We start from the raw sequence: 19,669 nt of genomic DNA, 5'->3' as shown, positions 1-19,669 counted from the left end.
GGGCTTGTGTTTAAAGACTTTCGCAACGCCAGCCCTCCTCTTCCCAGATCATCTCGTGCGACAACGTTAACCCTTTTAAAAAAGCGTCATCGTGTGACACCACCAGCAGTGCTCCCGGAAAACCGGCCAATGCCGCTTCAATGGCCTGAACCGAGGCCAGATCCAGATGGTTGGTCGGTTCATCCAGCAACAGGAGCTGCGTGGCCTCAGCACGCCATAATACGCAGGCCAGTGCCGCCTTAAGACGCTCACCGCCGCTCAGTTCCGCCAGCGGGAGCGCGACTTTATCGGCCCCCAACTGGAGCTGCGCTAAACGGGTTCGTAATACCCCCTCTTCAAGGGGCGTATTGCCCAGGTTGAGGTGGGTCATGACCGACTGCGAGAGATCGAGCCGGGACAGATGTTGATCGAGATAAGCGCAGCTGACGGAAACGTTGCAGGTCCCTGAACGCGGGCTGATTTCACCGAGAATCGCTTTTAACAGCGTCGACTTCCCGCAGCCGTTTGGTCCTTTTAACGCCACGCGCATCGGACCATCCATCCGCCAGTTGAGTGGGGGAACTAGCACATGCGGCAGCACCAGATTTTCCATCACCAGCACCTGTTTTCCTTCCGGGATCTGACTCCCCGGCAGGGTAAACATCACCGGGTTATCGTCTTCAACCCGCTCACGCGCCTTGTTTACGGCAGCGTTCAGGGCATCATTTTGCTCGTTATGCTGCTTTTTCCAGCTGCCAATACGTTCCTTTGCCGCGCCTTTATATTTGACGCGTTCGAACGATGCGATATTGAGGGTATCGACGGTGCGCAATGTTTTTGCCGACCGCCGCTGGCTGTCGTCATGCTCTTTCTGCATGCGCGCGCGGGTACGTTTGCGCGCCGTCGCCGCGTGCTCCAGCGCCGCGCGGGCAGCCTGTTGCTCAGCATCGCGCTGGGTTTGATAATCCGCATAATTCCCGCCATAGCTGCGAAGACCAGCGCCACTCAGTTCAAGAATGCGCGGCACCTGCGCCAGCAGCTCACGGTCATGGGAGGCCACCAGTACACCGCCCTGATAACGGGCAAGCTGGTCGTAGAACCATGTCCGGCCTTGCCGGTCCAGGTGGTTAGTGGGTTCGTCCAGCAGCAGATAATCCGCTTGCGCCGTAAACGCCCCGCACAGCAACGCGCGGACACGCTCGCCACCGCTGAGTTCAGCGGCTGGCTTATCCGGATCAAACGGCGACAGTGTCGCCCGGGCAAACGCCTCGCTCAGGCGTTCTGCTAAATCCCAGAAGCCATCAAGCGTTTCCAGATCGTCAGGCTGATACTCTCCGCTGTCGACACGCGCTCGCGCCGCGAAGATTGCCTCGTACCCGAGCAGTTCAGCCAGCGTCGTGTGTGGCAAAATATCCTGCTGCTGCGCCACATAAACCTTTGTTCCGGTTCGTTCGATATGCCCGTTTGCGGGTTCATCAAGTCCCGCCAGCAGGCGCAGCAGACGTGTTTTCCCGCTGCCGTTGCGGCCCACCAGCGCGCACAGAGACGGTTCCAGAGAAAGATTCAGCGGACCAAAAAGGGTATCCCCCGTCGCAAATTGACAGGTGACCTGATGCAAAATAAAAGAAGGGGACTGCGCAAAATGAGCCATAAGCACTCCTGAATGAAATCAAAACATCCCCTGCCGACGCGGTGGCGTTTAGCAAGGATCGAAATTCATCAGTCGTGTTTGTTCATTTTTGGGGGGCACTCCAGCGCGAGAAATTTAACGAGGGTAAGGATAACGGTAATGTGTTGAAGGTTTCAAGGTTAAATTTTGGGCGACTTATACTCCCTCAGCCCTTTGGGAAGGACTACTTTGCCGATACCCTGAAGGCGCCGCGCTTATCCGGCCTACAAAAGCCCCATAAAAAAACCCGCCGAAGCGGGTTATCAAACTGCTGGCAAAGTGCATTTTGTCAGTTTCGCCCGGCGGCGCTACGCTTGCACGGGCCTACAATGAAACGTGCAACCCGTTACACAATGTAGGCCGGGTAAGCGTAGCGCCACCCGGCAAGAAAGACGGCTCACATGTTTATGACAGCGTGCACATTACTGCAGCAGCGAAATATCCGCCACGCGCAGGAACAGCTCGCGCAGTTTTTCGAGCATAGAGAGACGGTTGATACGCAGGTCTTTATCTTCTACGTTCACCATCACTTTCTCGAAGAAGGCGTCGATCACGTCACGCAGTTCCGCCAGCTCCACCAGCGCTTCCTGGTAGCGGCCTTCCGCGAAGTACGGTTCGAGCTTGTCGCGCAGCACCACAACCTGCATCGCCAGAGCAATCTCTTCCGGCTCTTTCAGGGTTGCGGCGTTCACGCGTTCGTTCAGCGTTTCGTCGGATTTCGCCAGAATGTTGGAGACACGCTTGTTAGCCGCAGCCAGCGCAGATGACGCTTCCAGCGTACGGAAGTGGGAAACCGCCTTCATACGCGCATCGAAATCAGCCGGACGGGTCGGACGACGCGCCAGCACCGCCTGAATGGTGTCAACGGTGTAACCTTCGTCCTGATACCAGGCGCGGAAACGACCGAGCATAAAGTCGATAACGTCGTCCACCACGTTCGCGTTGGTCAGCTTGTCGCCGTACAGACGCACCGCTTCTTCGGTCAGTGTCTGCAGATCCAGGTTCAGGTTCTTCTCAACGATGATGCGCAGCACGCCCAGCGCAGCACGACGCAGCGCAAACGGGTCTTTGTCCCCTTTTGGATGCTGGCCGATACCGAAGATACCCGCCAGGGTGTCCATCTTGTCGGCAATCGCCACGGCGCAGGCGACCGGGTTGGACGGCAGTTCGTCACCCGCAAAGCGCGGCTGATACTGCTCGTTCAGTGCCACAGCCACGTCTTCCGCTTCGCCATCGTGACGCGCGTAGTGCATGCCCATCACGCCCTGGGTGTCGGTAAATTCGAACACCATGTTGGTCATCAGGTCGCACTTGGAGAGCAGGCCCGCACGGGTCGCATGGTTGACGTCGGCACCAATTTCGCGGGCGATCCAGCCGGACAGCTCCGCAATGCGGTCGGTCTTGTCGCGCAGCGTACCCAGCTGCTGCTGGAACAGCACGGTCTGCAGACGCGGCAGGTTATCTTCCAGACGCTTTTTACGGTCGGTATTGAAGAAGAACTCGGCATCCGCCAGACGCGGACGAACGACCTTCTCGTTACCGGAGATAATCTGGATCGGATCTTTCGATTCGATGTTGGCGACAAAGATGAAGTTTGGCAGCAGCTTGCCGTCGTTGGCATAGACCGGGAAGTACTTCTGGTCACCCTTCATGGTGTACACCAGCGCTTCTGCCGGAACGGCCAGGAATTTCTCTTCGAACTTCGCGGTCAGCACCACCGGCCATTCAACCAGAGAGGTCACTTCTTCCAGCAGGCTGTCGCTCAGATCGGCATTACCGCCAATCTTGCGCGCCGCCTCTTCCGCGTCCGCTTTGATTTTGGCTTTACGCTGTTCGTAGTCAGCAATGACCTTGCCGCGCTCCAACAGGATTTGCGGATACTGGTCGGCATTGTCGATGGTGAACTCCGGCTCACCCATAAAGCGGTGGCCACGGATCACGCGATCGGACGCCACGCCCAGAATGGTGGCAGGAATAACGGTGTCGCCCAGCAGCAGGGTCACGGTATGGACCGGACGCACGAAGTGGACGTCAGACGCGCCCCAGCGCATCAGCTTAGGAATCGGCAATTTCGCCAGCGACGTGGCAATCATGTCCGGCAGCAGCGCTTCTGCGCTCTCGCCTTTCACATGCGCACGATACAGCAGCCACTCGCCTTTGTCGGTGGTCAGACGCTCGGCCTGGTCAACGGTGATGCCGCAACCGCGCGCCCAGCCTTCAGCCGCTTTGCTCGGCTTGCCTTCCGCGTCGAACGCCTGGGCAATAGCCGGGCCACGTTTTTCGACTTCACGATCCGGCTGAGACGCCGCCAGATTTGCCACTTTCAGCGCCAGACGACGCGGCGCAGCAAACCACTCAATTTTACCGTGCGCCAGGCCAGCGTTATCCAGCTCAGCAGTCACGTTCGCAGCAAAAGATTCAGCCAGGCTGCGCAGGGCTTTTGGTGGCAGCTCTTCGGTGCCGATTTCCACCAGGAAAGTTTTCTCAGACATGGCCGCCTCTTATTTGTTTCGGTTGCACATCGGGAAGCCAAGGGCTTCACGGGACGCGTAGTAAGCTTCAGCAACGGCTTTGGTCAGGGTACGAATACGCAGAATGTAGCGCTGACGTTCAGTCACGGAGATGGCTTTGCGGGCGTCCAGCAGGTTGAAGCTGTGGGCGGCCTTCAGAATACGCTCGTAAGCAGGCAGCGGCAGCGGAGTCTCCAGCGCCAGCAGCTGCTGCGCTTCTTTCTCGTACTGCTCGAAGCAGGTGAACAGGAAGTCCACGTCCGCGTATTCGAAGTTATAGGTGGATTGCTCCACTTCGTTCTGATGGAACACGTCGCCGTAGGTGGTTTTACCCAGCGGGCCGTCGCTCCAGACCAGGTCGTAAACGCTGTCTACGCCCTGAATGTACATCGCCAGACGTTCCAGACCGTAGGTGATTTCACCCGTGATCGGCTTACATTCCAGACCGCCAACCTGCTGGAAGTAAGTGAACTGGGTCACTTCCATGCCGTTCAGCCACACTTCCCAACCCAGACCCCAGGCACCCAGCGTTGGGTTTTCCCAGTTATCTTCCACGAAACGGATATCGTGAATGGTTGGATCCATACCCAGCTCTTTCAGCGACCCGAGGTACAGTTCCTGAATATTGTCGGGCGATGGCTTAATCACCACCTGGAACTGATAGTAATGCTGCAGACGGTTCGGGTTCTCACCGTAACGACCATCGGTCGGACGACGGGAAGGCTGCACATACGCGGTCGCCATTGGCTCTGGTCCCAACGCGCGCAGGCTGGTCATCGGGTGTGAAGTGCCGGCGCCGACTTCCATGTCCAAAGGTTGAACAATGGTGCAGCCCTGACGAGCCCAGTAATCCTGTAAGGTCAGGATCAGGCCCTGGAAGGTCTTGGTATCAAACTTTTGCATAGTATTTCGTGCTGGATACGTGTGGTTTTAAATGGAAGGGACCAGTATACCCGCTGGCTGCAAGATATACAGTACGAAACGGGGTTGTTTAGGGAAAATTGGGAAATAAGCCTTCAGGCCAGAACGCGGGCAGCGTCTGGCTGTTGATTATGCGAGCAGGCTAGCGCATGGAGAGGTGTAAAAACTGGCCGTCTGCATCAAACGAGCAGACAAAGCCCTCTTTACGCGACGTATGGCCCCGCAGCTCATAGCTTCCCTGAAAGCGCTCAAATCCGGTGACATCAATCTTCTGAACGGCCGAGTTATAGCGGCGTGCAGCCTGATCTTTACAGATTGCCTCCATGTTCAGTGAACGTTCCGGGCTCATTTTGCCCTGCTGTGCTTTTTGCACAGATGCTTCTTGTGGCGTACTGCAACCTGCCAGCATAAGCAGCAGAAAGAGTGACGCCACTCGCTTCATCATCATTTTTATTACCGTCCTGGTCAGTGGCTGTTATTTTTAGTATCAAAGCTTTTATAGATTAAGGTCCGCCATTCTGCGAATCTCGCGGTCTTCCGGCAAGCCTGCTGATAAAACTCAGAATTTTCCAAACGAAGACTTTTGGACAATGGCAGTCACACTCCATTTACAGGGAACACGAGGAACTGATGGCGTCAAAAATTAACTGGATTGATAACCTGCGAGGAATAGCGTGTCTGATGGTGGTCATGATCCACACGACGACCTGGTATGTCACGAATGCGCACAGCATCAGCTCTGTTAACTGGGACATTGCCAACATTCTCAACTCTGCGTCTCGCGTCAGCGTTCCGCTGTTTTTTATGATTTCCGGCTTTCTCTTTTTTGGCGAACGTAGCGCGCAGCCGAGGCACTTCACCCGCATCGCGGCCTGTCTGGGGTTTTACAGCGTCGTTGCCTTGCTCTATATCACCTTGTTCACCTCAATTAACGCCGGGGTATCACTCAAATATTTGCTGCAAAAACCAGTGTTCTATCACCTGTGGTTTTTCTTCGCCATTATCGTTATCTATCTCGTCTCTCCTCTTATTCAGGTGAAAAACGTCAGCGGGAAAATGCTGCTGGCCCTGATGGTGGTGATTGGCCTTATCGCCAACCCGAATACGGTCTCGCAGAAAATCGACGGATTTGAATGGTTGCCGGTCAATCTCTATATCAACGGCGATACCTTCTATTACGTGCTTTACGGCATGCTGGGGCGCGCCATCGGGATGATGGAGACGCAAAAACGTAGTCTGAACTGGCTTTGTGCGTTGCTGTTTATCGCAGGCGTGGCGGTGATATCGCGCGGGACGCTGCACGAATTGCAGTGGCGCGGTAATTTTGCCGATACCTGGTACCTGTATTGCGGACCGATGGTGTTTCTCTGTGCCGTCTCGCTGCTTACGCTCGTTAAAAACACGCTCAACGCGCGGCCACTCCCGGTCCTGAGCGTGATTTCGCGGCACTCGCTCGGAATTTATGGTTTTCACGCGCTGGTGATCCACGCCCTGCGAACAAGAGGTGTGGAGCTAAAGAGCTGGCCGGTGCTGGATATCATCTGGATTTTTGCCGCCACGCTGGTCATCAGCCTGCTGCTGTCGATGCTGCTGCAAAAAATAGACACTCGCCGCTTCGTCAGTTAACGCTTCGCTGCCGGGCGCGGTGATACTGGCGCGGGGAGGAAAACCCTGCCGCCAGTGAGGCCTGCTCCACGCCGCGCCCCTGCATCAGCCACTGTTCCGCCACCGCCAGACGCAGCTGCTCCAGATAATCGCGAACGCTAATCCCTAAATGTGACTGGAAAAGCCGAGTGAGATGACGTGGGCTGACGTGCGCCAGTGCGGCGATATCTGGCAGGCTCCACGTTTTTTGCGGCTCTGCGGTGAGCGCATCCTGCGCCCGATGGATCGCCGGATGCAGATGATTTCGGTAGCGTAGCCACGGCGAAAGCTGAGGATCGTCACCGGAACGGCGAAACCACACCACCATCTCACGCGCCACAGCCAGCGCCTTTTCGGGGCCGCACAGGCGATTAATCATATGCAGCGCCAGATCGATGCCCGACGTGATCCCTGCGCTGGTCCAGATGTTCTCATCCTGCACAAATATCCGGTTTTCTTTAATCGTCGCCCCAGGCGCCGCGGTGCGCAGACGGTTAATGACGTCATGATGGGTAGTACACTGCCGCTGATTCAGCAGGCCCGATTTCGCCGCCAGCAACGCCCCTGAACAGACGCACATAACGGTGATTTCCTGGCGTTGGATCTGCGGTTGCAGGCGCATCAGCCAGTGCTGAATCTGCTGCGCCTGTGGCGTGGAGAACTGAACACGGGAATCGCTCACTCCCGGCAATACCAGTAAGCTGCCCCGAGGCAGGCTTTCCGGCAACGGCTGGATGCCACCCATCGTCAGGCCAATCGACGTCGGCACCTCGGGTTGCGGACCAATGTAACGCAGACGAAACGCGTCGCCCGCCAGCACAAAAGTCTCTGCCGGGCCCGTCATATCCAATGACAACACCCCTGGCAACATTACGAACCAGACGTCGATGCGCATTACAGTGACTCCAGCGTCTCCACTACCGTTTTAATCTCGGCAAAGCGCCCGGACAGTACAGTCTCGGTACGATGGCGAATTTCCGCTGCACTCAGGGTAATGCCCTTGTAGGTCATAGGAAATGTCAGCGTTGCCTCACTCACAAAGGTCACAGCATAGCCCAGATCGGATGCCACCCGCGCGGTGGTTTCACAGCATTGTTCCGTGCGTATGCCACAGATAATCAGTCTGTTGATATCACGCTCGCGCAGCCAGCGGTCAAGCCCGGTATCCGTGAAGGCATTATAGACATGTTTCTGGAAAACCACATCCGGCTGATGACGCAAAAAGGCCATCGGTATGACATAGCCGCTTTGCAGTGTGAACGGGCCGTCTTCATCTACATGAAAAATATCAACGACCGGAATACCGCGCGCCTGGCAGCCTTCAATCAGACCCAGCATCGCCTGCTGAAAGGCAGGAATATCGCCTTCGTGCCAGTAATTGCGATGGTGAAATGACTGCTGAGTATCAATGTTGATTAATGCAGTACGTGACATGATAAATCTCCTCGCCAGTGGGTGTAACACCATACTGGCAAGGAAAGGAAGGCACGCACAGACCAAAAAAGGACATCCTCGAGCCTCTGTCGGACAAGCGTGTTTACGACATCAGCGGCAGCAGCTGCTGATAGATTTTGCGGAACACGTCGCGCCTCTGCGCATAGCGGGCATGGCGTGCTGCGTCAGGCAAGTGCGCCTGTTCAAGCGGAAGCTGCGGTAACAATTGTGAAAGCGGTTTTTCGGGGTTCATGGCTATCTGTGCCAGCCGTGCGGCGCCGAGCGCGGGCCCGACATCGCCACCAGTGCGGAAATCCAGCTGCAATCCGCTGATGTCAGCCAGCATCTGTCGCCAGTAAGGGCTCCGCGCGCCGCCGCCAATCAGGGTGACGCTCGACGGTTTCAGGCCGCAATCATGCACCACGTCCATGCCGTCGGCCAGCGCATAGCCCACACCCTCCAGAACCGCACGCGCCAGCTCAGCCGGGCCATGCTGATGAGTTAAACCAAAGAACACCCCTTTCGCTTCCGGGTTGTTGTGCGGCGTTCGCTCACCGGAAAGATACGGTAAAAACCAGATCGTACCCGCGGTGTCATCCGCCTGCTGCGCGGCGGAGATGAGCGCCGGAACATCGGCCATGCCGGTGAGTCTTGCCGCCCAGTCCAGGCAAGATGCGGCACTGAGCATCACTGACATCAAATGCCATTTCCCCGGAAGGGCATGGCAGAAACTGTGCACTGCGCTTTCAGGGTTGCTGCGATACCCGTCGCTAACGGCAAAATAGACACCGGACGTTCCCAGCGACAGCATCGCCTGCCCTGCCTCCACCATGCCGACACCCACGGCCCCCGCCGAATTGTCACCGCCTCCGGCCACCACCGGTACGGCTGGCATATTCCAGCGTTCAGCAACGGCTGGCTGCAGCGTGCCTGTCACCTCGCTACCTTCGAACAGCGCGGGCATATGGGCGCGGGTCAGATGGCAGGCATCCAGCATCGCCTCGCTCCAGTCACGTTTCGCCACGTCGAGCCACATCGTGCCCGCCGCGTCAGACATGTCGCTGGCGAAATCACCCGTCATGCGAAAACGCAGATAATCTTTCGGCAGCAGGACTTTCGCCACCTGCCGGAAAATCTCAGGTTCATGACGCTGTACCCACAGAAGTTTCGGTGCGGTAAAACCGGGCATCATCAGGTTGCCGGTGATCTGGCGGGAGGTGGGTACACGTTCCTCAAGAAGCGCACACTCTTCTGCACAGCGGCCATCGTTCCAGAGGATCGCAGGACGCAACACGCGATGCTGGCTATCCAGCAGCGTTGCGCCGTGCATTTGCCCGGCAATCCCCAGCGCTTTGACGTCCCGCAGAGGGTGTTTCTCGCCTAGCGCCTTGATGGCACGGTCCGTTGCCTGCCACCACTGCTCCGGGTCCTGTTCCGACCACAGCGGATGCGGACGTGAAACCTGCAGCGTTTCCGTCTGCGTGGCTAACACATCGCCCTGCTCGCTTAACAGGATGGCTTTCACACCCGACGTGCCAAGATCGATCCCGATATACATTACGGTGACTCCTTTAACAGAAATGCCCGGTGGCGCTAACGCTTACCGGGCCTACGTGCTGTTATTTATCGAACAGGTAGTGGTTGACCAGGTTTTCCAGCAGTTCCTGGTGCCCGCTCTGGTGCTGCGGCGCCAGCTGCTGCTGTTCAGCGTACTTCGCGATCTCCGCAAGTGATAACTGGCCTTTCAAAATTTGCTGACCCAGCTCACTGTTCCAGCCGCTGTAGCGCTTCGCAACACGCTTATCCAGCTCACCGTCTTCAATCATGCGAGCGGCGACTTTCAGCGCCAGCGCCATGGTGTCCATCGCGCCAATGTGGCCGTAGAACAGATCGTATTTGTCGGTGCTCTGACGACGTACTTTAGCGTCAAAGTTCAGGCCGCCGGTAGTGAAACCACCCGCTTTAATGATTTCGTACATCACCAGCGCATTCTCTTCCACGCTGTTCGGGAACTGGTCTGTATCCCAGCCCAGCTGTGCATCGCCGCGGTTAGCATCGACAGAGCCAAATATGCCCAGTGCAATCGCAGACGCAATCTCGTGATGGAAAGAGTGGCCCGCCAGCGTGGCGTGGTTGGCTTCAATGTTAACTTTAATCTCTTTTTCCAGACCGAACTGTTTCAGGAAGCCATACACCGTCGCCACGTCGTAGTCATACTGGTGCTTGGTCGGTTCCTGCGGTTTCGGCTCGATCAGCAGCGTGCCACGGAAGCCGATTTTGTGCTTATGATCGACAACCATCTGCATAAAGCGGCCAATCTGCTCGCGCTCCTGGCGCAGATCGGTGTTGAGCAGGGTTTCGTAGCCTTCACGGCCGCCCCACAGGACATAGTTTTCGCCGCCCAACTGATGCGTGGCGTTCATGGCCGTCACCACCTGCGTGGCCGCCCAGCTAAACACTTCCGGATCCGGATTGGTTGCCGCGCCCGCGCCGTAGCGTGGGTTAGTGAAGCAGTTTGCGGTACCCCACAGCAGCTTCACGCCGCTTTGCTGCTGTTTTGCCGCCAGCACATCCACCATCTGCGCGAAATTGTTCAGGTACTCTTTCAGAGACGCACCTTCCGGCGAGACGTCCACATCGTGGAAGCAGTAGTACGGCACGTTCAGCTTGTGGAAAAACTCAAATGCCACATCGGCTTTGCGTTTCGCCAGCTCGATGGCTTCACCCGGCTGCTGCCATGGGCGGTCAAAGGAACCCACACCGAACATATCGGCGCCGTTCCAGCAGAAGGTATGCCAGTAACAGGCGGCAAAGCGCAGATGGTCTTCCATGCGCTTACCCAGAACCAGCTCATCCGGGTTGTAGTGACGAAATGCTAAAGGATTGGTCGTTTTTGGGCCTTCGTAACGAACACGATCGAGTTGGTCGAAATAAGCTTGCATATTGAGCTCCATAATCAGGGTATGCGGCGAGTCGTTGATACAGGAGTAATAGTGAATAGACATTTTGGGTTGCTCAATTACGTTATTTCACACTGCTATTGAGAGAATGCACAACTGTGCGCTGGCTCGCAAAATAATGCGCAGGCAAACTATTTTTCGGCGTAAATTCCAGAATCAAATGTAATTAAGACGTTACGCATTTTAAAATCCGATCGCGGTCATAAATTCAGAAATAAACCAAATATCGTAATGAGAAGATAAAAATCTGTAATTGCCAGCCCGCCTTTCCGCGTTAAAAATTTGCTGCGTCCCAGCAGTGAATGTTTCTTTTATCTCAGCAACACATACCCCTACAAAAGGCCTAATAATTATGAAGATAAAGAACCTGACCCTAACGATCTGCACTACTCTCCTCCTTGTAAGCTTTGCAGGACATGCCAAAGAGGTCAAAATTGGCATGGCGATTGACGACCTGCGCCTGGAGCGCTGGCAAAAAGATCGCGATATCTTTGTGAAAAAAGCGGAATCACTCGGTGCGAATGTCTTTGTTCAGTCAGCGAATGGCAATGAAGAAACGCAAATGTCACAGATCGAGAATATGATTAACCGTGGTGTCGATGTTCTGGTCATTATCCCTTATAACGGCCAGGTATTAAGTAACGTAGTGAAAGAAGCGAAGCAAGAGGGCATAAAAGTTCTCGCTTATGACCGCATGATTAATAATGCGGATATTGATTATTATATTTCGTTCGACAATGAAAAAGTGGGTGAATTACAGGCGCAAAGCCTGATCGACAAAGTGCCTCAGGGCAATTATTTCCTGATGGGTGGCTCTCCGGTAGATAACAACGCCAAACTGTTCCGTGAAGGACAAATGAAAGTCCTTAAACCCTACATCGACAATGGGAAAATTAAGGTGGTTGGCGATCAGTGGGCCGACGGATGGCTGCCAGAAAACGCGCTGAAAATTATGGAAAACGCGCTGACGGCCAACAACAACAAAATTGATGCGGTCGTGGCCTCCAACGATGCCACCGCAGGCGGTGCTATCCAGGCGCTGAGCGCCCAGGGGCTGGCCGGGAAAGTCGCGATCTCCGGGCAGGATGCCGACCTGGCAGGGGTAAAACGCATTATCGCTGGCACACAAACCATGACGGTCTACAAACCGATTACCGAGCTTGCCAATACCGCGGCTGAAATCGCCGTGGAGCTGGGCAATGGCAAGCAGCCTAAAGCAGACGCGACGCTGAATAACGGGCTGAAAGATGTTCCGGCTCGCCTGCTCACGCCAATTGAAGTCAATAAAGAGAACATTGACGCCACCGTGATTAAAGACGGTTTCCACAAGAAGAGCGAACTGTAATCCAGCGCGGCCCCCGCTCTGCGGGGGCGCATCACGTTGTACTGTTCTTCCCTCGGGTTATGTGGAGCAGGTATGCCTTATTTACTTGAAATGAAAAGCATCACCAAGCGCTTCGGCGCAGTGAAGGCCGTCGACAACGTCAGCCTCCGGTTGAACCCCGGCGAAGTGGTTTCGCTGTGCGGCGAGAACGGTTCGGGCAAATCAACGTTGATGAAAGTTCTGTGTGGGATCTACCCACACGGCAGTTACGAAGGCGAAATTGTCTTTGCCGGTGAAGTGATCCAGGCGACACACATTCGCGATACCGAACGTAAAGGGATCGCCATTATCCACCAGGAGCTGGCGTTGGTGAAGCATCTCACCGTGCTGGAAAACATCTTCCTTGGAGCCGAGATTTCCCGCCACGGCGTACTGGATTACGACACCATGACGCTCCGCTGTGAAAAGCTGCTGGCGCAGGTGAGCCTCAATATTTCACCGGATACCCGCGTGGGCGATCTGGGTCTGGGGCAACAGCAGCTGGTAGAAATTGCTAAGGCGCTGAACAAACAGGTACGGCTGCTGATCCTCGATGAGCCCACGGCTTCGCTCACCGAACAGGAAACCGCAGTTCTGCTCAATATCATCCGCGATTTGCAAAACCACGGCATCGCCTGTATCTACATTTCGCACAAGCTAAACGAGGTTAAAGCCATTTCGGACACCATCTGTGTCATTCGCGACGGGCAACACATCGGCACGCGCGAAGCGGCAGGCATGAGTGAAGATGACATCATCACCATGATGGTAGGCCGCGAGCTGACGGCGCTCTACCCGAATGAGCCACACGCCAGAGGCGAGGAAGTGCTGCGTGTGGAAAACCTGACCGCGTGGCACCCCGTTAACCGCCACATTAAACGCGTGAATAACGTCTCGTTTTCTCTTCACAGCGGCGAAATTCTCGGGATTGCGGGCCTCGTCGGCGCCGGACGCACGGAGGCCGTACAGTGTCTGTTTGGCGTGTGGCCCGGGCGCTGGGAGGGCACGATTTATATCGACGGCCAGCCAGTGAAAATCGACAACTGCCAGCAGGCGATTGCCCGCGGCATTGCTATGGTGCCGGAAGATCGTAAAAAAGACGGCATCGTACCGGTCATGGCGGTGGGGAAAAACATCACGCTTGCGGCACTCGATCGGTTCTCCGGCGCGCTGAGCAGCCTGGACGATGCCGCAGAGCAACAGTGCATTCTTCAGTCGCTTGCCAGGCTGAAGGTCAAAACGTCCTCCCCGGAACTGGCGATTGGCCGCCTGAGTGGCGGTAACCAGCAGAAAGCGATTCTGGCGCGCTGCCTGCTTCTCAACCCACGCATATTAATCCTCGATGAGCCAACGCGCGGGATTGATATCGGTGCCAAATATGAAATCTACAAACTGATTAATCAGCTTGTTCAGCAAGGGATTGCCGTCATTGTCATTTCGTCTGAGTTACCCGAAGTGCTCGGCCTGAGCGACCGCGTGCTGGTGATGCACGAGGGGAAACTGAAAGCCAACCTGATTAACCAGAACCTGACGCAGGAGCAGGTGATGGAAGCCGCTTTAAGGAGCGAACGTCATGTCGAAAAGCAATCCGTCTGATATCAAAGTCGCCGTTCCGACGCCCGGTGCGTTCGCAGGGCTAAAAGCGCTGAACCTGCAGGTCTTCGTGATGATCGCAGCAATTATCGTCATCATGCTGTTTTTTACCTGGATGACCGATGGCTCATATTTAAGCGCGCGTAACGTCTCTAACCTGCTCCGCCAGACCGCCATTACCGGGATCCTGGCCGTAGGCATGGTGTTCGTCATTATCTCGGCAGAAATTGACCTGTCTGTAGGCTCGATGATGGGCCTGCTCGGCGGCGTGGCGGCTATTTTCGACGTCTGGCTTGGCTGGCCGCTGCCGCTGACCGTGGCGGTGACGCTGGTACTGGGTCTGGTCCTGGGGGCCTGGAACGGCTGGTGGGTTGCCTACCGCAAAGTCCCGTCGTTTATTGTCACCCTGGCGGGGATGCTGGCCTTCCGTGGGATCTTAATCGGGATTACCAACGGCACTACCGTCTCCCCCACCAGCGCCGCCATGTCACAAATTGGTCAGAGCTACCTCTCCGATAGCGTGGGCTTTACGATTGGCGTGGTAGGTTTGCTGGCGTTTGTCGCCTGGCAGTGGCGGGGGCGCATGCGTCGTCAGGCGCTGGGGCTGGCGTCACCGGCATCAACCTCCGTGGTAGGACGCCATGCGCTGACTGCGGTCATTGTGCTGGGCGCCATCTGGCTTCTTAACGACTATCGCGGTGTTCCGACACCGGTCCTGCTGCTGGCGCTGTTACTGCTGGGCGGGATGTTTATGGCGACGCGCACCGCGTTTGGCCGCCGCATTTATGCCATCGGTGGCAACCTTGAAGCTGCCCGTCTCTCGGGGATCAACGTCGAGCGCACTAAGCTCGCGGTGTTCGCCATTAACGGCCTGATGGTCGCCATCGCCGGGTTGATCCTCAGTTCGCGTCTGGGTGCCGGTTCGCCCTCCGCAGGTAACATCGCCGAGCTGGATGCGATTGCCGCCTGCGTCATTGGCGGCACCAGCCTCGCCGGCGGTATCGGTAGCGTGGCGGGTGCGGTCATGGGGGCATTTATCATGGCGTCGTTGGATAACGGGATGAGTATGATGGACGTCCCGACGTTTTGGCAGTATATCGTCAAGGGGGCCATTCTTTTACTGGCAGTCTGGATGGACTCTGCCACCAAGCGACGAGCCTGATAACCGTATTGTGACTTAATTGGGAAGTGAGCCATGTTTGAAAAGCGTCACCGCATTACGTTGTTATTCAATGCCAATAAAGCCTACGACCGTCAGGTCGTTGAAGGCGTGGGTGAATATTTGCAGGCGTCGCAATCCGAGTGGGATATCTTCATTGAGGAAGACTTCCGCACCCGTCTGGAGAACATCAAAGACTGGCTGGGGGATGGCGTCATCGCTGACTATGACGATCCCGTCATTGAACAGCTGCTGACCGACGTCGATGTCCCGATCGTGGGCGTCGGCGGCTCCTACCATTCCCCCGAAAATTACCCGCCGGTTCACTATATCGCCACCGATAATCATGCCCTGGTCGAAGCCGCTTTTCTTCATTTAAAAGAGAAAGGCGTCCATCGTTTCGCGTTCTATGGTTTACCCGCCACCAGCGGCAAGCGCTGGGCAGTCGAGCGCGAGCATGCGTTTTGCCAGCTGGTCGCGCAGGAGAAGTATCGCGGCGTAGTGTATCAGGGGCTGGAGACGGCTCCGGAAAACTGGCAGCACGCGCAAAACCGGCTGGCGGACTGGCTGCAAACGCTGCCCCCGCAAACCGGCATTATTGCCGTCACCGACGCCCGCGCCCGCCACGTGCTGCAGGTCTGCGAGCATTTACATATCCCGGTGCCCGAGAAGCTGTGCGTGATTGGCATTGATAACGAAGAACTCACCCGCTATCTCTCCCGCGTGGCGCTCTCCTCTGTGGCACAGGGCACCCGTCAGATGGGCTATCAGGCAGCGAAGCTGCTGCATCGTCTGCTGGATAAAGAGTCTCTGCCGCTTCAGCGTTTGCTGGTACCCCCTGTCCGCGTCGTGGAGCGTCGCTCAACCGACTATCGTTCCCTGAGTGACCCGGCCGTCATTCAGGCGATGCACTATATTCGCAACCACGCCTGTAAAGGAATTAAGGTCGATCAGGTTCTGGATTCGGTGGGCATTTCTCGTTCGAATCTGGAGAAGCGTTTCAAAGAAGAAGTGGGCGAAACCATTCATGCCGTCATCCATGCGGAGAAACTGGAGAAAGCCCGCAGCCTGCTCATCTCAACATCACTGTCGATCAACGAAATCTCGCAGATGTGCGGTTACCCGTCGCTGCAATATTTCTATTCGGTGTTTCGCAAAGAGTATGACACCACGCCAAAAGAGTATCGGGATCGCCACAGCGAGGTGCTGATATAGAAAAGAAAACGCCTTCATTTAGAAGGCGTTTTTAGTGATTACATATGGGCGGCGATTAAGCGCTGGTTATCCTGGTACATCGCGAACAGATAGTTGTTATAGCTCTGCCCCTTCGTCGAATAACCCTTCAGCTTGTGGATCATCGTACTGGCCGTCACTTCCTGATCCGCTTTACGCAACTGAGCACGTGATTTACGGAAAGATGAGTAGGCCGGGTGCGTGTTCAGATTGACCACATAGGCACCCACGGAATCTTTGACTGATTCAAACTGAGAATAGCCTTTCACCTTGCCAGGCGCATTATTACAACGACCTTTCACACACTTCATACCGAAAAGATTGTTGTTATTACGCGCCAGCTTTGACGTTCCCCAGCCGCTTTCGGCTGCCGCCATGGTCGCAACCATGCTATTCGGGATGATATCGACACGTTCAAGGAGAGCATTCCACGGCACACGACGGGTGTTACCGTTCCAGCTCAGCTTGTAGCGCTTCGTGATATCTTTCAGACGCGCTCGTTCTGAAGGCGACCAGCGGCTATCGTACTGTTTGGAAATCAGCCAGTTACGATCCGCAGTAATCGCGGCATTTTGACTCGTGATGTAAGGCATTACCGTCCGGAGAAACGCTTTTTTCCTTGGTGTTCCGGAAGGGTATTTTCGCAAATCAGGAAGTGAACTACTCTTTGCACTATTGCGAGAATACTCTTGTTTACTGCTAACCTTACTACTTGTCGTCTTTATTACGTGGGCTTTCTTACTCGTTGTATCCGTGTGCGTCTTCGCAAGCACCTCACCTGAAAATGCCATGGTGAGTAACATGAGTATCGCAGCCCCATATCGTCGAATGGGAGTCGATATCATTAGGTCTCCTGGTCGGATGTCATCATCCTAACACCTTATTTTTTTCACAAATTTGAGAGCGGAATCTCAAATCATATCAAAAATAGACTTCAAGAGCACGTATAGAAATAGTCCAAATCCGAAACTATGTCACCTGAAACTTGCTTATAAAAACAGCACTCCTGAAAATTTGTGCGCGATATCGCAGATAACTGCCTAATTTTGCGCGGGATCACTCATCCTCACCCATCCTCCTGGCAGAAAGCGCTGGAGGATGAGTTTTTACCCTCCGCCTGATGGCAAACTGGTTAAAAATGCCGCGACAGGAAAATGGAATGAAACGCACCGCTCTGGCTTTTCTGATGCTACCCGCACTGGCACACGCTGACTGGTCATCACAGGGGTTTAATAGTTTTAGCGCCGAAGGCACCGGGATTTTCACCAGCCAGGCAAAGCTTGCGAAGGGTACGCGTCCTCTTACGCTGAGTTTTGACAAGACGTGCTGGCAGCCATCAGAGGCGATAAAACTCAATGAGATGCTGTCGCTCAAACCCTGCGATAGCACGCCGCCGCAGTGGCGCCTTTTCCGCGACGGTGAATATCAGATGCGGATTGATACTCGCTCCGGCACGCCCACAATGCTGCTGACAATTCAGAGTGCAGCAGAACAACCGGTGGCAACCGCTATCCGCCAGTGTCCGAAGTGGGATGGTAAACCGCTGACGCTGAACGTTAGCGATACTTTCCCGGAAGGGACAGTAGTGCGTGATTTCTACAGCAAACAGACCGCGACGGTACAGAACGGAAACATTACCCTGCAGCCCGCCGCTGGCAGTAATGGCCTGCTGCTGCTTGAGCGCGCCGAAACGGATAAACCCGCACCGTTTAGCTGGCAGAACGCCACCGTCTATTTTGTCCTGACCGACCGCTATGTGAACGGTGACCCGAGCAACGACAACAGCTATGGCCGCCATAAAGACGGCATGCAGGAGATTGGCACCTTCCACGGTGGCGACCTCAAGGGACTTGCCAGCAAGCTCGATTATTTACAGCAACTGGGGGTGAATGCGCTCTGGATAAGCTCTCCGCTTGAGCAGATCCACGGCTGGGTAGGCGGGGGGACCAAAGGAGATTTCCCTCACTATGCGTATCATGGCTATTACACCCAGGACTGGACAAAGCTTGATGCCAACATGGGTACCGAAGAAGATTTGCGCCATCTTGTCGATGAAGCACACAAGCGTGGTATCCGCATCCTGTTCGATATCGTCATGAACCACACGGGCTACGCGACGCTAGCAGACATGCAGGCGTATCAGTTTGGCGCGCTGTATTTACAGGGTGATGAGCTGAAAAAAACGCTGGGTGAACACTGGACCGACTGGAAGCCAGGTGCAGGCCAAACCTGGCACAGCTTCAATGACTACATTAACTTCAGCGACAAAGCCGCATGGGAAAAATGGTGGGGCAAGAAATGGATCCGTACCGACATCGGTGATTACGACAACCCTGGCTTTGATGATTTGACGATGTCGCTGGCGTTCCTGCCCGACCTGAAAACGGAATCCACCGTCCCTTCCGGGTTACCCAATTTTTATCAACACAAACCCGATACCCACGCAAAGGCCATCCCGGGATATACCCCGCGCGACTATCTGACTCACTGGCTCAGCCAGTGGGTACGAGACTACGGAATCGACGGTTTTCGGGTCGATACCGCGAAGCACGTCGAGCTTGCGGCCTGGCAGCAGCTAAAAGATCAGACTAGTCAGGCACTGGCGGCCTGGAAAGGGGCGAACCCGGACAAAAAGCTCGACAACGCACCGTTCTGGATGACCGGGGAATCCTGGGGTCACGGGGTGATGCTGAGTGATTATTACCGCCACGGTTTCGATGCGATGATCAACTTTGATTATCAGGAGCAGGCGGCAAAGGCGGTGAACTGCCTGGCCGATATCGACCTGACGTGGCAGCAGATGGCAGAAAAGCTGCAAAGCTTCAACGTTCTGAGCTACCTCTCCTCCCATGACACACGCCTGTTCCGCGAAGGTGGTCAGCGCGCGGCTGAGCTGCTCCTGCTGGCACCGGGCAGCGTACAAATCTATTACGGGGATGAATCCGAACGTCCGTTCGGCCCGACGGGCTCCGACCCGCTTCAGGGCACCCGTTCGGATATGAACTGGCAGGATGTCACGGGCACGCAGGCGTCAACCGTCGCCCACTGGCAAATGCTGGGTCAGTTCCGCGCCCGTCACCCGGCGATCGGCGAAGGCAAGCAAACCACGCTGTCGCTGAAAGAAGGGTATGGCTTTGTGCGCGAGCACAAGGGCGATAAAGTCATGGTGGTATGGGCTGGTAATCAATAATCCCCCCTCACCCT

15 protein-coding genes are annotated in these 19,669 nt (G+C 55.6%); 6 read left to right on the top strand and 9 right to left on the bottom strand.

Translation table 11 applies throughout. The annotated features are described in order from the left end of the window. Positions 1-10: 10 nt before the first annotated feature. The 4 genes from ABFI50_RS10025 to ABFI50_RS10010 all read right to left on the bottom strand — a co-directional run bounded on the left by ABFI50_RS10025 (position 11) and on the right by ABFI50_RS10010 (position 5,527). Complete coding sequence (locus tag ABFI50_RS10025; RefSeq protein WP_248197420.1) at positions 11-1,630, bottom strand: ABC-F family ATP-binding cassette domain-containing protein; 1,620 nt, start codon at positions 1,628-1,630, stop codon at positions 11-13. Positions 1,631-2,070: 440 nt separating this feature from the next. Then, positions 2,071-4,140, bottom strand: coding sequence for a glycine--tRNA ligase subunit beta (glyS, locus tag ABFI50_RS10020; protein ID WP_014882041.1), 2,070 nt, complete (start codon positions 4,138-4,140; stop codon positions 2,071-2,073). Between the two features lie 9 nt (positions 4,141-4,149). Next, positions 4,150-5,061, bottom strand: coding sequence for a glycine--tRNA ligase subunit alpha (gene glyQ / locus ABFI50_RS10015; RefSeq protein WP_003860141.1), 912 nt, complete (start codon positions 5,059-5,061; stop codon positions 4,150-4,152). A gap of 160 nt (positions 5,062-5,221) precedes the next feature. Continuing rightward, positions 5,222-5,527, bottom strand: a complete 306-nt coding sequence (locus ABFI50_RS10010; RefSeq protein ID WP_032635354.1) for a YsaB family lipoprotein — start codon at positions 5,525-5,527, stop codon at positions 5,222-5,224. 182 nt (positions 5,528-5,709) lie between these two features. On the opposite strand from ABFI50_RS10010, the gene ABFI50_RS10005 reads away from it, so the two are divergent. After that, positions 5,710-6,705, top strand: coding sequence for an acyltransferase (locus ABFI50_RS10005; RefSeq protein WP_048996522.1), 996 nt, complete (start codon positions 5,710-5,712; stop codon positions 6,703-6,705). Here ABFI50_RS10005 and ABFI50_RS10000 read toward each other — a convergent pair. The 4 genes from ABFI50_RS10000 to xylA form a co-directional block, all read right to left on the bottom strand. Beyond that, positions 6,698-7,618, bottom strand: a complete 921-nt coding sequence (locus ABFI50_RS10000; RefSeq protein WP_048996519.1) for a helix-turn-helix domain-containing protein — start codon at positions 7,616-7,618, stop codon at positions 6,698-6,700. The genes ABFI50_RS10005 and ABFI50_RS10000 overlap by 8 nt on opposite strands. Next, positions 7,618-8,157 carry a cysteine hydrolase family protein gene (locus ABFI50_RS09995; protein WP_347485969.1) on the bottom strand — a complete coding sequence of 180 codons (540 nt, stop codon included), beginning with the start codon at positions 8,155-8,157 and terminating at the stop codon, positions 7,618-7,620. Before ABFI50_RS09995 ends, ABFI50_RS10000 begins: the two co-directional genes overlap by 1 nt. A 103-nt stretch (positions 8,158-8,260) precedes the next feature. Continuing rightward, a complete protein-coding gene (gene xylB / locus ABFI50_RS09990) occupies positions 8,261-9,715 on the bottom strand; it encodes a xylulokinase (RefSeq protein ID WP_045134447.1) in 1,455 nt (484 codons plus the stop codon). A gap of 61 nt (positions 9,716-9,776) precedes the next feature. Continuing rightward, positions 9,777-11,099: a xylose isomerase gene (gene xylA, locus ABFI50_RS09985; RefSeq protein WP_086527836.1), complete on the bottom strand. Its 1,323-nt coding sequence runs from the start codon at positions 11,097-11,099 to the stop codon at positions 9,777-9,779. Positions 11,100-11,469: 370 nt separating this feature from the next. On the opposite strand from xylA, the gene xylF reads away from it, so the two are divergent. The 4 genes from xylF to xylR all read left to right on the top strand — a co-directional run bounded on the left by xylF (position 11,470) and on the right by xylR (position 16,447). Then, positions 11,470-12,462: a D-xylose ABC transporter substrate-binding protein gene (gene xylF / locus ABFI50_RS09980; protein ID WP_014882036.1), complete on the top strand. Its 993-nt coding sequence runs from the start codon at positions 11,470-11,472 to the stop codon at positions 12,460-12,462. 72 nt (positions 12,463-12,534) lie between these two features. Next, positions 12,535-14,076 (top strand): xylose ABC transporter ATP-binding protein, encoded by a 1,542-nt coding sequence (locus ABFI50_RS09975; RefSeq protein ID WP_014882035.1) that lies wholly within the window; start codon positions 12,535-12,537, stop codon positions 14,074-14,076. Beyond that, positions 14,054-15,235 (top strand): xylose ABC transporter permease XylH, encoded by a 1,182-nt coding sequence (gene xylH / locus ABFI50_RS09970; RefSeq protein WP_014882034.1) that lies wholly within the window; start codon positions 14,054-14,056, stop codon positions 15,233-15,235. Before ABFI50_RS09975 ends, xylH begins: the two co-directional genes overlap by 23 nt. A gap of 33 nt (positions 15,236-15,268) precedes the next feature. After that, on the top strand, positions 15,269-16,447 hold the full coding sequence (xylR, locus tag ABFI50_RS09965; RefSeq protein WP_014882033.1) for a D-xylose utilization transcriptional activator XylR: 1,179 nt from the start codon (positions 15,269-15,271) through the stop codon (positions 16,445-16,447). A gap of 38 nt (positions 16,448-16,485) precedes the next feature. On the opposite strand, the gene ABFI50_RS09960 is transcribed toward xylR, so the two are convergent. Next, entirely contained in the window at positions 16,486-17,310 is an 825-nt protein-coding gene (locus tag ABFI50_RS09960) for a protein bax (protein ID WP_014882032.1), read from the bottom strand. Positions 17,311-17,624: 314 nt separating this feature from the next. On the opposite strand from ABFI50_RS09960, the gene ABFI50_RS09955 reads away from it, so the two are divergent. After that, on the top strand, positions 17,625-19,655 hold the full coding sequence (locus ABFI50_RS09955) for an alpha-amylase (RefSeq protein ID WP_176260998.1): 2,031 nt from the start codon (positions 17,625-17,627) through the stop codon (positions 19,653-19,655). Positions 19,656-19,669 lie beyond the last annotated feature (14 nt).

Origin of the sequence: Enterobacter sp. HNDS-6 (assembly GCF_039850505.1) — a bacterium.
GTDB lineage: Bacteria > Pseudomonadota > Gammaproteobacteria > Enterobacterales > Enterobacteriaceae > Enterobacter > Enterobacter kobei.
The sequence above is the reverse complement of the archived record's forward strand: the minus strand, read 5'-3'. Positions and strand labels throughout refer to the sequence as shown.

Bases quoted from the DNA above. Each gene is read 5' to 3' on its own strand.
- ABFI50_RS10025 (WP_248197420.1), bottom strand. From the start codon at position 1,630: ATGGCTCATTTTGCGCAGTCCCCTTCTTTTATTTTGCATCAGGTCACC.
- glyS (WP_014882041.1), bottom strand. From the start codon at position 4,140: ATGTCTGAGAAAACTTTCCTGGTGGAAATCGGCACCGAAGAGCTGCCA.
- glyQ (WP_003860141.1), bottom strand. From the start codon at position 5,061: ATGCAAAAGTTTGATACCAAGACCTTCCAGGGCCTGATCCTGACCTTA.
- ABFI50_RS10010 (WP_032635354.1), bottom strand. From the start codon at position 5,527: ATGATGATGAAGCGAGTGGCGTCACTCTTTCTGCTGCTTATGCTGGCA.
- ABFI50_RS10005 (WP_048996522.1), top strand. From the start codon at position 5,710: ATGGCGTCAAAAATTAACTGGATTGATAACCTGCGAGGAATAGCGTGT.
- ABFI50_RS10000 (WP_048996519.1), bottom strand. From the start codon at position 7,618: ATGCGCATCGACGTCTGGTTCGTAATGTTGCCAGGGGTGTTGTCATTG.
- ABFI50_RS09995 (WP_347485969.1), bottom strand. From the start codon at position 8,157: ATGTCACGTACTGCATTAATCAACATTGATACTCAGCAGTCATTTCAC.
- xylB (WP_045134447.1), bottom strand. From the start codon at position 9,715: ATGTATATCGGGATCGATCTTGGCACGTCGGGTGTGAAAGCCATCCTG.
- xylA (WP_086527836.1), bottom strand. From the start codon at position 11,099: ATGCAAGCTTATTTCGACCAACTCGATCGTGTTCGTTACGAAGGCCCA.
- xylF (WP_014882036.1), top strand. From the start codon at position 11,470: ATGAAGATAAAGAACCTGACCCTAACGATCTGCACTACTCTCCTCCTT.
- ABFI50_RS09975 (WP_014882035.1), top strand. From the start codon at position 12,535: ATGCCTTATTTACTTGAAATGAAAAGCATCACCAAGCGCTTCGGCGCA.
- xylH (WP_014882034.1), top strand. From the start codon at position 14,054: ATGTCGAAAAGCAATCCGTCTGATATCAAAGTCGCCGTTCCGACGCCC.
- xylR (WP_014882033.1), top strand. From the start codon at position 15,269: ATGTTTGAAAAGCGTCACCGCATTACGTTGTTATTCAATGCCAATAAA.
- ABFI50_RS09960 (WP_014882032.1), bottom strand. From the start codon at position 17,310: ATGATATCGACTCCCATTCGACGATATGGGGCTGCGATACTCATGTTA.
- ABFI50_RS09955 (WP_176260998.1), top strand. From the start codon at position 17,625: ATGAAACGCACCGCTCTGGCTTTTCTGATGCTACCCGCACTGGCACAC.